This is a genomic window from Phytobacter sp. V69 (assembly GCF_965644215.1).
GTDB lineage: Bacteria > Pseudomonadota > Gammaproteobacteria > Enterobacterales > Enterobacteriaceae > Phytobacter.
Map to the genome: position 1 here is coordinate 12,449 of NZ_CBFFRL010000054.1, position 15,130 is coordinate 27,578.

Sequence of the window (15,130 nt, forward strand, 5' to 3'; positions counted from 1 at the left end):
TCAATGAAAGCTCAACAGACTTAGCAAGATAATTGTTATCAGCCTAAGTTTCCCCGACACTCGCTATGTAAAATGATACATAACGGGATGATTTTTATGATTTCTGGAAAAGTGAAGTTCGGTTTACTGGCGCTGGCACTGCTGCAATGCGCGCCCGCCGTCATGGCAAAAGATATTCGTGTTACCTACGCAGGCTCAATGGGCAAAGTGATGGATCAGGGTCTCGGTCCGGCATTCGCCAAAGACGAAAAAGGGGATTATCAGGGGCAAGGTCAGGGCGCGTACGGTATGGCTCGCCTGCTGGCCAGCCATAAAATCGAAGCCGACGTGTTTGTCTCCATTAACCCCGGCCCGATGCAAATTCTTAAAGACGCCGGAATGATCGACGATGCCGTACCGGTCGCCAGCACCAGTATGGTGATCGCTTATAGCCCGAAAGGGAAATATGCCGCGCAGTTTGACGAAGCCACCAAGAAGAAAGATGCTTCCTGGCTGAATCTGCTGGCACAGAAAGGCGTTTCTTTTGGTCGTACCGACCCGTATGTCGATCCGAAAGGCCAGAACATCGTCTTCACCCTGATGCTGGCTGAAAAATACTACAAAATGCCGGGTATCGCCGATAAGATCTTAGGCTCTCTGCAAAACCCGGAGCAAACGCATCAGGAAGGCGGCTTGTTGGCGCGCCTGGAAAGTGGTCAGGTGGATGCGGCCGCAGGCTATGAGAGCGAAGTCCGTTCTGCGCACCTGCCGTATGTCGCGCTGCCGGATGAGATCAACCTGAGCAACCCGGCGATGGCAAAACTGTGGTATGACACCGTCAGCTTCACCATCAAAGACAGCCAGGGGAAAGATCAGGTACTGCACACTCAGCCAATGGTCTTCTATGCAGCCGTGTTGAAAAATGCGCCAAACGGCGTGGAACAAGGGGCGAAATTCGTCAAATTCCTGCAAAGCCCGGAAGGTCAGGCACTGTTTAAACAGTACGGCTACGCTGAACCAAAAGGTGAAAAACTATACGCCCACTAAGACGTCCGGGCTGGATCGCGGGCTGGCTCTCTTTGCCCGCGATTTTGCTGCTGAGCATCCCCTTTATCACCCTGGTGAGCGTCACGCCTTTGCACCACCTGCAGCTCGCATGGCGTGATGACAACGCCATTGTCGTTTCTATGGGGCTGGGCGCACTGGCCCTGTGCATCATTATTGCCATCGGTATTCCAGCGGCCTGGTGGCTATCGCAGGCAACGGGTCGCAGGCGTCTTATCGGCGAGCTGATGGTGATGATCCCGCTGCTCACCCCGCCGCTGGCGATGGGCATTCTGCTGGTCTCCGCGTTTGGTCCTTACGGGGTGTTCGGTCAGTGGACTTCACGGCTGGGGGCAACGCTGGTTAACAATCCGGCGGCGTTTGTGCTGGCGCAAATCTATGGGGCGTTGCCCTATTTCATTGTGGTGGCCCGTTCGGCGTTCACCACCGTGCCGAAGGACATTCTTGAAGCGGGCCAGACACTGGGCGCATCCGGCTGGAACCGTTTTCGCTATCTCACGCTGCCGCTGGCGCTGCCCGGGCTGGCCTCTGCCGTGACGCTGGCATGGGTTCGCGCGGTGGGCGAATTTGGCATCGTGATGATCTTTGCCTATTTTCCGCAGGGCATTCCGGTCAAGCTGTACACCAATCTACAAAACGATGGTGTGGATGCCATCTATACCCTGCTGTGGATGCTGCTGATTGTCACGCTGCCCCTGCCAATGATCTGCTTCTGCCTTGGCAGACGGGCAACGTGGAATCGTAAGCGCGCTTAGCGCGTGGACTTCGCCAGCGCCGGGCTGTCCGTCGCCACCAGGTCCTGGCGCAGCCATAACCCCAGCGCCAGGCCAATCAACGACAGCGCCAGCACATACCAGGCCGGCGCCATCGGCGACACGCCCATCAGCATGGTTACCGCAATCGGCGTCAGGCCGCCAAAAATTGCGTAGGAGACGTTGTAAGAGAAGGAAATCCCGGTAAAGCGCACTTCGGCCGGGAACGCACGAACCATCACATAGGGAACCGCCCCTACGACCCCAACGCAGAAACCGACCAGCCCATACAGCGCAAACAACTGCTCGGGGTGGCTGCCCGTCAGGTGGTAGAAGAACCAGCTGGAGCAGGCCAGCATAATGCTGCCGACGATAAAGGTTTTGCTGGGCCCCACGCGATCCACCACCAGCCCGGCGGTCAAACAGCCGAAGCACAGCATGATCGTAGCGATACTGTTCGCCTGCAAGGTTAACGCTGGCGCGAAACCGTACTGCTTTTGCAGCCAGACCGGGGACATCAGGATCACCACCACAATCCCGGCAGAAAGCAGCCAGGTCAGCAGCATGGAAATCACCACTGCTTTCTTGTGTTTCATGACCACGGCTTTCACCGGCAGCTCTTGCGCCAGCGCTTTACGCTTCTGCATTTCGAGGAAGATCGGCGTTTCCTGCAACCAGCGGCGCAGATACATCGCCACCAGACCAAACGCCCCGCCCAACAGGAAAGGAATACGCCATCCACCATCGTGAATCGCCTGTTGCGTCATGCTGGTGTTGATCAGCGTGGCGACCACAGAGCCGAGCAGGATCCCCACGGTCAGCCCCGCGGTTAAGGTTCCGCAGGCAATCCCAATACGGCGTTCGGGCACATGCTCCGCCACAAACACCCATGCCCCCGGTACTTCACCGCCGATCGCCGCCCCCTGCAACACGCGCATCAACAGTAGCAGCAACGGTGCAACGATGCCCATTGAGGCATAGGTCGGCAGCAGCCCAATCGCCAGTGTCGGTACCGCCATCAGCAAAATGCTCAAGGTGAACATCTTCTTACGACCGACCAGATCGCCAAAGTGGGCCATCACGATGCCGCCCAGCGGGCGTGCCAGATAACCGGCGGCAAAAATGCCGAATGTTTGCACCTGACGCAGCCATTCCGGGATATCCGCCGGGAAAAACAGCTCACCGACAACGGCGGCAAAGAAAACAAAAATGATGAAGTCGTAAAACTCGAGCGCACCGCCTAACGCGGCAAGCGTGAGGGTTTTGTAATCTTGCTTATTGAGGGGACGTGTGTAGTTTGACATAACGGACCATTTGTAAAGAGGAGGTGTTGATTTCGTTTTTACGTCATCTGTAAATTAAAAATTACTATACCGTAAATAAATCAACACTCCAGTGTCCGTATAACTAAATTCAAAAAACCACTATTTTTAGGATATTGTCTCGCGTCTTGCGCTTTTTGGGCGGAAAGCCGCTACGACTTTAGGATCAGTTTCCACATAAGGCCCGTCAAGGAGCTGTACACAATACGGTACACTGGCAAAAATCCCTGGTACTTTTACCTTCCCGTCCGCCTCTTTCAGCCCTTCCAGTGTCTCTTTGATGGATTTCGGCTGGCCCGGTAAGTTGAGGATCAGCGCCTGTTTGCGGATCACGCCTACCTGACGGGAGAGGATCGCCGTCGGCACAAAGTTGAGGCTGATTTGACGCATCTGCTCGCCAAAGCCTGGCATTTCGCGGTCAGCAACGGCAAGCGTTGCGTCAGGGGTAACATCGCGACGCGCGGGACCGGTGCCGCCGGTCGTCAACACCAGATGACAGCTCATCTCATCGACCAGCTCGCAGAGCGTTTGCTCAATGATGCTTTGTTCGTCCGGGATAAGCCGTGTTTCGATGATAAAGGGGGTGGTCAGCGCCTGCGCCAGCCACTCTTCCAGAGCCGGGATGCCTTTATCCTGATAAATACCACTGGAGGCACGATCGGAAACAGAAACTAAGCCAATGCGTAATGTATCCATATTCATTCCGTTCAAAAAAATAATGACTAACGGAAATGATACACGCTGAGGGGAAATGCAGACAGGGGGGAAAGCGTGGCCGGGTGCCCGACCACGCCTGAATGATTACAGCAGGTCGCCGATCATTTTTTCCAGTTTTTCCTGGTCAACAGCAAACTTACGGATACCGTCCGCCAGTTTGTCTACCGCCATCGGATCCTGGTTGTGCTGCCAGAAGAACTGCGCTTCGGTGATACGTTCCGGACGCGCTTTCACTTCGCCCGTGTAGGACAGTTTGCGTTCGATAGCGCCTTCGCTTTCTGCCAGTTCTTTCAGCAGGCCCGGGGCGATAGTCAGACGGTCACAGCCTGCCAGTTCCAGGATTTCGCCGAGGTTACGGAAGCTTGCGCCCATCACCACAGTTTCATAGCCGTGCTGTTTGTAGTACTGGTAGATTTCCGTTACGGAAACCACACCCGGATCTTCTGCCGGTGCGTACTCTTTTTTATCCGTGTTGGCTTTGTACCAGTCGAGGATACGGCCCACGAACGGAGAAATCAGATAAACGCCAGCTTCTGCACAAGCACGCGCCTGCGCGAAGGAGAACAGCAGCGTCAGGTTACAGTTGATGCCTTCTTTTTCCAGCTGCTCAGCAGCACGGATACCCTGCCAGGTGGAAGCCAGTTTGATCAGGATACGATCGTTGCTGATACCCGCATCGTTATACAGTTTGATCAGGTGTTTGGCTTTGGCAATGGAGGCTTCGGTGTCATAGGACAGACGCGCATCCACTTCGGTAGAGATACGACCAGGGATCAGCTTCAGAATTTCCAGACCGATATTCACCGCCAGCTTGTCTGATGCATCGATAACCTGCTGAGCACGATCGCTGCTCTGGCCTTTCGCCCAAACAATCGCGTCATCAATCAGTTTACGGTATTCAGGGATTTGGGCAGCGCCAAGAATCAGAGAAGGGTTGGTCGTAGCGTCTTGCGGCTGGTACAGCTTCATCGCCGCGATGTCTCCGGTGTCAGCAACAACAGTCGTGTATTGACGCAGAGAAGTCAATTTATCCGTCATGATAGTGTTTCTCTTTGAACTTGTTAGGGGGATGTAACCGATCTTCCCTGATGATAACACGACGCCCTGCCAGCGCAACCGCAGACATTGCGCTCATTCGCGATGGTAAACTAGATTTATTAATTGCCTGCGAAGTAGTGCTCTATTAATAATAGCGCTGCTCATTAGCCTGCGAACCGGCATAGACAAGAGGGATGTTGATGCCTGAATTCTTTTCCTTTATCAGTGAAATACTCTGGGGTTCATTGATGCTCTACCTGCTGCTTGCGGCAGGTATCTGGTTTGCTTTTAAGAGCAAATTTGTGCCCTTTCGCCTCATCGGCGACTTCTACCATAACCTCAAACATAGTCAGGCCCAGTCAGGTGGATTGACCTCGTACCAAGCGCTTTTTCTTAGCCTGGCTGGACGGATGGGATCCGGTAATTTAGCCGGTGTGGCACTGGCTATTACGACAGGAGGGCCTGGGGCAATTTTCTGGATGTGGGTATCGGCGTTCATCGGTATGGCGACCTGTTTTGCCGAAAGCACCCTGGCTCAGCTCTACAAAGAGCGTGACGTCAATCAGCAATTTCGCGGTGGCCCTGCATGGTATATGGCGCGTGGTCTGGGAATGCGCTGGATGGGCGTGCTGTTTTCCGTATTACTCTTACTCGTGTACGGACTGTTATTTAATACCATCCAGGCGAATTCAGTCGTACGCGCAGTCCATTATGCATGGGGTATACGGGAAACCTATACCGGCCTCTTTTTTGCCGGAATGCTTTTACTAATGATCACCAAGAGCATGAAGCAAATCGCACGCATCATGCAACGCGTTGTGCCCATCATGGCGTTTGCCTGGATAATCACCAGCATCGGCATCGGAATTGTCCACTTCACGGCCTTGCCAGATATGTTCTCGAACATTGTGAAAAGCGCATTTGGCTGGCAGGAAGCCGCAGCAGGCACCATTGGCTACACACTCAGCCAGGCTCTAACCAGCGGTTTTCAACGCAGCATGTATTCTAACGAAGCCGGAATGGGCTCGACACCTAACGCCGCCGCAGCTGCCGCCTCCTCACCGCCACACCCCGCAGCACAAGGTTTTGTGCAAATGGTCGGGGTCATTGTCGACACCTTTATGGTCTGTACTGCCAGCGCATTTATTCTGCTGCTGGCAAATGACGCCCCCGTCGATAACGCCATCAATGGCGTTCAGTTAATTCAGGAAGCAATGGTAACGCTAACGGGAGAGTGGGGAGCCAGTTTTGTCGCTATCGTTATCATTATGTTTGCCTTCAATTCGATAACCACTAATTACGTCTACGCAGAAAACAATCTCATTTTTTTACGCATGAATAGTCGGCGTAACCTCTGGCTGCTGCGTCTGGGGATTCTGCTGATGGTGCTGATTGGCTCGCAGCTGCGTGTGCCTCTGCTGTGGCACGTGGCGGATGTGATTATGGCGTTTATGGCCGTTACCAACCTGACGGCAATTCTGCTGCTCTCACCGGTGGTCAATCTGGTGGCTACCGACTATTTGCGGCAACGCAAGTTGGGCGTGACGCCGGTATTCGATCCCAAACGTTATCCGGATATCAACCGACAACTCGCCCCCGGCGCGTGGGATGATAAATCGGGATCGTAAATGGCAATCGCAACTATTGATCAATCACACGCCGTTTTTTGTTAAAGTCAGCGGAAATTTTCCTGCAAGGACTGACTATGCTGATTCTCATCTCACCCGCGAAAACGCTGGATTATCAAAGTGAGCTGGCCACTACGCGCTACACGCAGCCAGAATTGCTGGATTATTCGCAGCAGTTAATTAAGGTCGCACGTAAACTCAGCGCGCCACAAATCAAAGCCTTAATGGGTATCAGCGATAAGCTTGCCGACCTGAACGCCACCCGTTTTCACGACTGGCAGCCGGACTTTACGCCGCAGAACGCACGCCAGGCTATTCTGGCCTTTAAAGGCGATGTTTATACCGGCCTACAGGCGGAAACCTTCGCCGACGCTGATTTCGATTTTGCCCAGCAGCACCTGCGCATGCTCTCCGGCTTGTACGGCGTGTTGCGCCCGCTGGATCTGATGCAGCCCTACCGTCTGGAGATGGGGATCCGCCTGGAAAACGCGAAGGGTAAAGATCTCTATCAGTTCTGGGGAGAGATCATCACCAACAAGCTGAACGACGCGATCAAGGCACAGGGCGACGACATCGTGGTGAATCTGGCATCCGACGAATATTTTAGATCGGTGAAAACGCAAAAGCTGAATGCGCAAATCATCAAACCGGTTTTCCTCGACGAGAAAAACGGCAAGTTCAAAGTCATTAGCTTCTATGCCAAAAAGGCGCGCGGCCTGATGAGTCGTTACATCATTGAAAACCGCCTGACAAAACCGGAGCAGTTAACCGCGTTTGATAGCGAAGGATATTTCTTTGATGAAGAGCTGTCCGGGAAGGGCGAATTGGTCTTTAAACGTCACGAGCAGTAATTTCATTCCCTCCCCACAGGGAGAGGGCATGCATTAAAATCAATGGCGCCAGTCCGGCCCCGGACCACGGTCGTCGTGGCGGTCATCGTGACGATCATCATGATGGTCGTCGCGGAAGTCACGATGGTCATCGTGTGGACGCCAGTGGTTGTCACGCATTTCATAATGACGGCTCCACCAGTCATGGTCACGCCAGTGGCCGCCATCCCAACGGTTACCGTGATTATCACTGTCGCCGATTTGCAGTTTTACCGCAGGCACGAGAGTAATTTCAGCAGCCTGTGCCGCCAGCGGAGCCACCATCAACAACGAAAGCGCTAAGAATACAGGTTTCAACATGGGTTACTCCTTTGTTCATCTTGCCCGTTGTGGGCTGATGTAAGGAGCTTAAGCAAAGTAGTGACGGGTTGTTATTATCCGCAATCCTAATCTCTAAGCGCCCGCATTTTATGGGAATTCCTCCGTTTACCCTGCCAGATCGTTCCATAATTTCTCCGTATTTGGGCGTAAAAAAACCGGGTCGCGATAACGCCTACCCGGTTCTGATTAGCGTGTCACCGAATTACGCTTTGCTCATCATCAACTTACGCAGTTCGGCGAAATCAGCAGGCAGATGATGCGACAGCAGTTCCAGGTCCGCGCGCTCTGCCAGTTCTTTCGGCAGCACCAGCGGTTCGCCCAGAATATCTTCCACGCTCTCTTTGAATTTCGCCGGATGCGCGGTCCCGAGGAACAGGCCGTACTCGCCCGGATGAAGCTGATCGCGCAACGCACGGTAAGCAATGGCCGCATGCGGTTCAGACAGATAGCCTTTGCCTTTCAGCTCGCGCATGGTCTCTTTGGTCGTTTCGTCGTCAACGGCGGCATAGCCGAGTTCGTTCAGGCGCCAAATCTTGCGGCGGAACAGCTCTTCCACGCGCGGCCAGTTGTTTGGCTGGCTGACGTCCATGGCGTTAGACAGGGTAGCCTGCGTCGCATTCGGCGCCCATTTGCCGTCTTTCAGGAAGCGCGGCACGGTGTCGTTGGCGTTGGTTGCCGCGATAAAGCGCTTGATCGGCAGACCCAGCGATTTCGCCAGCAGACCCGCCGTTAAGTCACCAAAGTTGCCGCTCGGTACGGAAACGACCAGTTGGTTACGGGCTTCTTGTGGCAGCTGTGCTACCGCTTCGAAGTAGTAGCAAATCTGCGCCAGCAGGCGGCTGATGTTGATAGAGTTTGCTGAGTTCAAGCCCAGCGCAACTTTCAGCTCTTCGTCATCAAACGCCTGTTTGACCAGTGCCTGGCAGGCATCGAAATCGGCATCGATAGCAACGGTTTCAATATTGCCGCCCAGCGTGCAGAACAGTTTTTCCTGCAGCGGGCTGATTTTCCCGTTCGGATACAGGATCACCACACGGACGTTTTTCAGGCCGTAGAAGGCATGTGCCACTGCCGCCCCGGTATCACCGGAGGTTGCAGTCAGGATGGTCACCGGCTTGTCACCGCTGATGGTAGTCAGCATCTGCGCCATAAAGCGCCCGCCGAAGTCTTTAAACGCCAGGGTGGGGCCATGGAACAGCTCCAGGCAGCCGACATCGCTCTCGACTGGCTTCACCGGCGCCGGGAACGCAAACGCATCACGGACGCGCGCTTCCAGAACCTCTTGCGGCAGCTCATCACCGATGAACGCACCAAGGATCTTTGCGCTGCGAGTGACGAAATCCTGATCCAGCATTTCGTCGATTTCTGTCAGGCTAAATTCCGGCAGATCGTGCGGAAAAAATAGCCCCTGATTCTTGCCCAGGCCTTGCGTGATGGCCTGTGCAAAACTGACCTGTTCGTTGTGATCTTTTAAGTTATAGAGTTTCATTGGTTATCCCACTACTCGTGCACCCGTCGTGTCCAGACGGCAAATATGAACAAAGCCTTCCTGATTTTGCAAATAGTGTTTGCTCAGCCAGTCTGCCACACGTTGCGCCGTTTCCGTTTTATCGCACAGCGCAAAGAGCGTCGGGCCGGAACCGGAAATACCGCAAGAGATCGCACCGATATCAGCAACCGCCTGCCGTGCCTCATTAAACCCAGGCAGTAACTTCATGCGATACGGCTCGGCAATCACGTCTTTCATCAGTTTTGCCGCAAGCTGAGGCTGACGGGAGTAACAGGCGTGGATAAAGCCCGCAAGATGGCGACCATGTGCGATACAGTCCTGACGGCGGTATTGCGCAGGCAGGATAGCGCGCGCTTCCGCGGTAGACACTTTGATGCCCGGATAGGCCAGCACCCACAGCCACTCATCAAAGCCTGGCACCTGCTGGCTAATAATGCCGTTTTCCTCGATCATCAATTGCATGCCGCCAAGGTAGCAGGGTGCCACGTTGTCGTAATGCACGCTGCCGGAGATGCGTCCTTCCAGCTCCCCCATTAGCGCCAGCATGCGCGTTTCATTTAACGGCTTACCGCAATACTCGTTCATCGCCACCAGCGCCGCGACAACGGAACAGGCACTGGAGCCCAGTCCCGAGCCAATAGGCATGTTTTTTTCCAGCGTCATCGCCACAGGAACCGTTTTGCCAATCTCCTGGCAGAAACGCTCCCAGCACTGGTAAACAATGTTCTCGCGAGGCTCTGCCGGCAATTTGCTGGCAAAACGCCCCAGATTTTTCAGGCTATAACTGTCCGCAGCCTCAACCGAGACGTTATCGCCCAGCAACGTACCATCAATCGGCGTCACCGCCGCGCCCAGCACATCAAAACCCACGCTCATATTGGCGCTGGAGGCCGGAGCATATATTTTCACCATCTTAAACTCCCAACTTCCAGGATAGCGTTCGCAGCAAGTCTGCAAACACACCCGCCGCAGTAACATCGTTACCCGCACCATAGCCACGCAGGACCAACGGCAGCGGTTGATAATAGTGGCTGTAAAACGCGAGGGCGTTTTCGCCGTTTTTCACTTTGAACAGAGGATCGTTACCGTCCACTTCGGCAATCTTCACCCGACAGGTGCCATCTTCTTCGATATTGCCGACATAGCGCAGTACTTTGCCTTCATCGCGGGCTTTTGCCACACGGTCAGCGAAGTGATCGTCAAGCTGTGGCAGGCGAGCCATAAAGCCGTCAACCTCACCGCTGTCATCAAAGGTGGCAGGCAGAACCGGTTCAATCACGATATCGGAAAGCTCCAGCTCACGCCCGGTCTCACGGGCCAGGATCAGGAGCTTACGCGCCACGTCCATGCCGGAGAGATCATCACGCGGATCAGGCTCGGTGTAGCCCATTTCGCGCGCCACTTTCGTTGCTTCCGACAGGCTCATACCTTCATCAAGCTTACCGAAAATAAACGACAGCGAACCGGAAAGGATGCCGGAGAAACGCTGCAATTCATCACCCGCGTTAAGCAGGTTTTGCAGGTTTTCGATAACCGGTAGGCCCGCGCCCACGTTGGTGTCATACAGGAACTTACGGCGCGATTTCGCCGCCGCGTGGCGCAGTTGATGGTAGTAATCCATCGACGAGGTGTTGGCCTTTTTGTTTGGCGTCACCACGTGGAAACCTTCACGCAGGAAGTCGGCATACTGATCGGCCACCGCCTGGTGCGACGTACAATCCACGATAACCGGGTTCAACAGGTGATACTCCTTCACCAGACGAATCAGGCGGCCCAGATTAAACGACTCTTTGGCTTCGGCAAGCTCAGCCTGCCAGTTTTCCAGATTCAGCCCGTGTACATTGGTCAGCAATGCCTTCGAGTTCGCGACACCGCACACACGCAGATCGATATGCTTACTTTTGAGCCATGCCTGCTGACGCTTAAGCTGCTCGAGCAGCGCACCACCGACACCGCCCACGCCAATCACAAACACTTCGATAACCTGGTCGGTGTTGAACAGCATCTGGTGCGTGACGCGTACGCCTGTGGTGGCATCATCGTTGCTTACCACAACAGAAATTGAACGCTCGGAGGAGCCCTGCGCAATCGCCACGATGTTGATATTAGCGCGGGCCAGCGCGGCAAAGAATTTCGCCGAAATGCCGCGCAGCGTGCGCATGCCATCGCCCACCACGGAGATGATGGCCAGACGCTCCATCACGGCCAGCGGCTCCAGCAAACCTTCTTTCAGCTCCAGATAAAATTCATCGCCCATCGCACGCTGCGCGCGGGCACAGTCAGATTGCGGTACGCAGAAACTGATGCTGTATTCGGAAGAGGACTGAGTAATCAGCACGACAGAGATACCCGCGCGTGACATCGCAGCAAACACGCGCGCCGCCATACCGACCATCCCTTTCATTCCCGGACCAGAGACGCTGAACATCGCCATGTTATTCAGGTTGGAAATGCCTTTGACCGGCAGACCGTCTTCATCAGAAGTTGCGCCAATCAGAGTGCCCGGGGCTTGCGGGTTACCGGTATTTTTAATCAGACAAGGGATCTGGAACTGGGCAATCGGGGTAATGGTACGCGGGTGGAGCACTTTGGCGCCGAAGTAGGAGAGCTCCATCGCTTCCTGGTACGACATGGATTTCAGCAGACGGGCATCCGGCACCTGACGCGGGTCGCAGGTATAGACGCCGTCGACATCCGTCCAGATCTCACAACAGTCGGCGCGCAGACAGGCGGCCAGCACGGCAGCAGAATAATCGGAACCGTTACGTCCGAGAACAACCAACTCGCCTTTTTCGTTACCGGCAGTGAAGCCAGCCATCAACACCATGTGGTCGGACGGGATACGGCTGGCGGCGATGCGGCGTGTTGATTCCGCAATATCCACCGTAGACTCAAGATAGTGTCCAATAGCCAGCAGTTTCTCGACCGGATCAATCACACTCACTTTATGGCCGCGCGCTTCCAGCAGCCCCGCCATAATGGCGATGGAGAGCTTTTCACCACGGCAGATCAACGCCGCGTTGATGCTGTCCGGGCACTGCCCCAGCAGGCTGATCCCGTGGAGCACGTGTTTGATCTGTGCAAATTCTTGTTCGACGAAGGTTTTTAACTGTGCGAGGGGAAAACCAGGCTGCGCATCCGCCAGTCCTTGCAGTAGCTCAGCAAAAATACGCTCGGCGTCGCTAATATTCGGTACGGCATCCTGGCCACCGATCGTTTTTTCGATCATCGCAACCAGGTGATTAGTGATTTTCGCCGGGGCAGATAACACAGTTGCCACCTGCCCCTGCCTGGCATTGCTCTCCAGGATGTCGGCAACACGCAGAAACCTTTCCGCGTTTGCCACTGATGTACCGCCGAACTTCAACACTCGCATGGTATTACCCCTTGATCTTTGGTCGAAAAAAAAAGCCCGCACTGTTCAGGTGCGGGCTTTTTTCTGTGTTTCCTGTACGCGTCAGCCCGCACCGTTACCTGTGGTAATTGTGGTGGTGGTAATAATCGTGGTGACGATGCTGATGCGTTTCATGGATGTTGTGTGCTCTGTAATTTTATTCTGTCTGTACTCTACCTATATTGGTTAAAGTATCTGCCGCCTTAAGTCAACGAATTTTTAGTTTTCGGCGATTTTGTAAGACCTTCCGCTATGCCCACAACTTTCTGACTAATCGCGTGTAAAGACCATACAATTCACATCGGTGCAGTGACTTCATCCATATAACAATCTTATGGCAGTGATTTACTCGGCGAGTTTTTTTTCGATGTCATGAAGCAAACGATGCAACATCGCGGTGTCTCGCTGCTCCAGCATCCCCACACGCTGATCCAGCCATTCGTCCATTTTCATGTCATCCGCCACATCGATTTTTTCGAGTAATGCACGCGCACGCAGACGCAATGCCCGAAGCTGGTTATCATCACTTTGCGTTACCACTTTGGGGGCATTTTGTATTAAAGATGCTAATTGATAACAGTAAACCATGACCGCCTGCCCCAGATTGAGCGAGGGATAATCAGCAACCATCGGGACACCCGTTAAGATATCGGCCAGCGCCAGTTCCTCGTTGGTCAGGCCGGAATCTTCCCGGCCAAACACCAGCGCGGCAGAAGGAAGCCACGCGCTTTTTTCCGCTAACAATGGCACCAATTCTTCGGGTGTCGCGTAGTAATGGAATTTTGCACGGCTGCGTGCCGTCGTGGCGACGCTGAATTCAACATCGGCCAGCGCCTCGGATAATGTTGGATAAGTTTTAATATTATCAAGTACATCTCCGGCACCATGTGCGACACGGCGCGCGCCTTCCTGCAAGTGGGCATCGCTGTCGACAATGCGTAAATCGGTGAAACCCATCGTTTTCATCGCGCGGGCGGCAGCGCCAACATTCTCCGCTCTGGCGGGAGAAACCAGTACAATGGCCAGGTGCATTTTTTACTCTCTTTTTTGTCATACGACGCATAACAGAGAACGTATGTCAGCATATTACGCGTCCAGAATTTACAATTTTGTAACAGGAATCACTGATTTTCGTCTTGCCAACGATTAAAAAAAGCTAAACTGTTGACTGGCGGTACTATCCGTTCAAATGTTAACAGAAGGTGCTTATCCCCCTGTTTCTTCATGGCATTTTGATTATGAATCAGAATCTTCTATTGGATTCAGCTTATTTATCAATTAATATCCGCAACTAGTTGGTTTATTGAAAAATTGTGATAATCGCTATCATTTGGATATGAAGATTTCACCAAACTGTTAACGTGCTACAATTGAACTTGATATATGTCAACGAAGCGTAGTTTTATTGGGTGTCCCTTGCGTCTTAGCCTGTTATGTTGCTGTTAAAATGGTTAGGATGACAGCCGTTTTTGACACTGTCGGGTTCAAAGGGAAAGTGCCCACGACCAAGCTAATGATGTTGTTGACGTTGATGGAAAGTGCATCAAGAACGCAATTACGTACTTTAGTCATGTTACGCCGTTCATGTTAATTTTCGACATGCATCAGGCAGGTCAGGGACTTTTGTACTTCCTGTTTCGATTTAGTTGGCAATTTAGGTAGCAAACATGCAGACCCCGCACATTCTTATCGTTGAAGACGAGTTGGTAACACGCAACACGTTAAAAAGCATCTTTGAAGCGGAAGGTTATGATGTCTTTGAAGCGACTGATGGCGCTGAAATGCATCAGATCCTCTCCGAAAATGATATCAACCTGGTGATTATGGATATCAACCTGCCAGGTAAAAATGGCCTTTTACTTGCCCGTGAATTACGCGAGCAGGCCAATGTCGCGCTGATGTTCCTGACCGGTCGTGACAACGAAGTAGACAAAATTCTGGGCCTTGAAATCGGTGCGGATGACTACATCACCAAACCGTTTAACCCGCGTGAGCTGACTATTCGTGCGCGCAACCTGCTGTCCCGCACCATGAATTTAGGCACAATCAGCGAAGAACGCCGCAGTGTCGATAGCTACAAATTCAATGGCTGGGAGCTGGACATCAACAGCCGTTCGCTGATCAGTCCTAACGGTGAGCAGTATAAGCTGCCGCGTAGCGAATTCCGCGCAATGCTGCACTTCTGCGAAAACCCGGGCAAGATTCAGTCCCGTGCCGAACTGCTGAAAAAAATGACCGGCCGTGAGCTGAAACCGCATGACCGTACGGTTGACGTCACCATCCGTCGTATCCGTAAGCATTTCGAATCCACGCCGGACACCCCGGAAATCATCGCAACGATTCACGGTGAAGGTTACCGTTTCTGCGGCGATTTGCAGGAGTAAGATCCTCCTTCCAAAAAAAAGCGGCGCTAAGCGCCGCTTTTTTATTTCCATAATCTTAGATAGTGTCGTCACAAGATTTTAGCCCAGAGAGCGATGCATCTGATCTGGACGGCAGCGAGAAATGAGGCCG

Annotated in this window: 15 protein-coding genes and 1 other annotated feature; of the genes, 5 read left to right on the top strand and 10 right to left on the bottom strand. The window is 53.4% G+C overall.

Features of this window, described 5'->3' with window-relative positions; all coding sequences use genetic code 11:
- The first annotated feature begins 96 nt into the window (after positions 1–96).
- Entirely contained in the window at positions 97–1,026 is a 930-nt protein-coding gene (locus ACSZPU_RS09940; RefSeq protein WP_498998100.1) for an extracellular solute-binding protein, read from the top strand.
- Between the two features lie 14 nt (positions 1,027–1,040).
- Entirely contained in the window at positions 1,041–1,799 is a 759-nt protein-coding gene (locus ACSZPU_RS09945) for a molybdate ABC transporter permease subunit (protein ID WP_498998125.1), read from the top strand.
- Here the strand turns inward: ACSZPU_RS09945 and ACSZPU_RS09950 are convergent.
- The 3 genes from ACSZPU_RS09950 to tal all read right to left on the bottom strand — a co-directional run bounded on the left by ACSZPU_RS09950 (position 1,796) and on the right by tal (position 4,873).
- Positions 1,796–3,100 carry an MFS transporter gene (locus tag ACSZPU_RS09950; protein WP_498998102.1) on the bottom strand — a complete coding sequence of 435 codons (1,305 nt, stop codon included), beginning with the start codon at positions 3,098–3,100 and terminating at the stop codon, positions 1,796–1,798. The two genes, ACSZPU_RS09945 and ACSZPU_RS09950, sit on opposite strands and share 4 nt — an antisense overlap.
- 126 nt (positions 3,101–3,226) lie before the next feature.
- The gene (gene mog / locus ACSZPU_RS09955) at positions 3,227–3,814 is read right to left on the bottom strand and encodes a molybdopterin adenylyltransferase (RefSeq protein ID WP_498998104.1); all 588 of its coding nucleotides are present in this window, start codon (positions 3,812–3,814) and stop codon (positions 3,227–3,229) included.
- A gap of 105 nt (positions 3,815–3,919) precedes the next feature.
- Positions 3,920–4,873, bottom strand: a complete 954-nt coding sequence (gene tal, locus ACSZPU_RS09960) for a transaldolase (protein ID WP_498998107.1) — start codon at positions 4,871–4,873, stop codon at positions 3,920–3,922.
- Positions 4,874–5,073: 200 nt separating this feature from the next.
- On the opposite strand from tal, the gene ACSZPU_RS09965 reads away from it, so the two are divergent.
- Positions 5,074–6,501: an alanine/glycine:cation symporter family protein gene (locus tag ACSZPU_RS09965; RefSeq protein ID WP_498998109.1), complete on the top strand. Its 1,428-nt coding sequence runs from the start codon at positions 5,074–5,076 to the stop codon at positions 6,499–6,501.
- Between the two features lie 77 nt (positions 6,502–6,578).
- On the top strand, positions 6,579–7,352 hold the full coding sequence (yaaA, locus tag ACSZPU_RS09970; RefSeq protein ID WP_498998111.1) for a peroxide stress protein YaaA: 774 nt from the start codon (positions 6,579–6,581) through the stop codon (positions 7,350–7,352).
- A 39-nt stretch (positions 7,353–7,391) separates the two neighbouring features.
- Here yaaA and ACSZPU_RS09975 read toward each other — a convergent pair whose 3' ends face one another.
- The 7 genes from ACSZPU_RS09975 to yjjY form a co-directional block, all read right to left on the bottom strand.
- Complete coding sequence (locus ACSZPU_RS09975; protein WP_498998112.1) at positions 7,392–7,691, bottom strand: DUF2502 domain-containing protein; 300 nt, start codon at positions 7,689–7,691, stop codon at positions 7,392–7,394.
- Between the two features lie 223 nt (positions 7,692–7,914).
- Positions 7,915–9,201, bottom strand: a complete 1,287-nt coding sequence (gene thrC, locus ACSZPU_RS09980) for a threonine synthase (protein ID WP_498998115.1) — start codon at positions 9,199–9,201, stop codon at positions 7,915–7,917.
- Positions 9,202–9,204: 3 nt separating this feature from the next.
- Positions 9,205–10,134, bottom strand: a complete 930-nt coding sequence (gene thrB / locus ACSZPU_RS09985) for a homoserine kinase (protein ID WP_498998117.1) — start codon at positions 10,132–10,134, stop codon at positions 9,205–9,207.
- A 1-nt stretch (position 10,135) separates the two neighbouring features.
- Positions 10,136–12,598: a bifunctional aspartate kinase/homoserine dehydrogenase I gene (gene thrA, locus ACSZPU_RS09990; protein WP_498998119.1), complete on the bottom strand. Its 2,463-nt coding sequence runs from the start codon at positions 12,596–12,598 to the stop codon at positions 10,136–10,138.
- Between the two features lie 25 nt (positions 12,599–12,623).
- Positions 12,624–12,744, bottom strand: a sequence feature (Thr leader region).
- Entirely contained in the window at positions 12,680–12,751 is a 72-nt protein-coding gene (gene thrL, locus ACSZPU_RS09995; RefSeq protein ID WP_072042696.1) for a thr operon leader peptide, read from the bottom strand. (Overlaps the previous feature by 65 nt.)
- A 210-nt stretch (positions 12,752–12,961) precedes the next feature.
- A complete protein-coding gene (locus ACSZPU_RS10000) occupies positions 12,962–13,648 on the bottom strand; it encodes a tRNA/rRNA methyltransferase (RefSeq protein ID WP_498998122.1) in 687 nt (228 codons plus the stop codon).
- Positions 13,649–14,047: 399 nt separating this feature from the next.
- A complete protein-coding gene (gene yjjY / locus ACSZPU_RS10005; RefSeq protein ID WP_086870418.1) occupies positions 14,048–14,188 on the bottom strand; it encodes a YjjY family protein in 141 nt (46 codons plus the stop codon).
- 95 nt (positions 14,189–14,283) lie between these two features.
- Here yjjY and arcA point away from each other — a divergent pair, with 95 nt between their 5' ends.
- Complete coding sequence (gene arcA, locus ACSZPU_RS10010; protein ID WP_039078271.1) at positions 14,284–15,000, top strand: two-component system response regulator ArcA; 717 nt, start codon at positions 14,284–14,286, stop codon at positions 14,998–15,000.
- Positions 15,001–15,130: the final 130 nt, after the last annotated feature.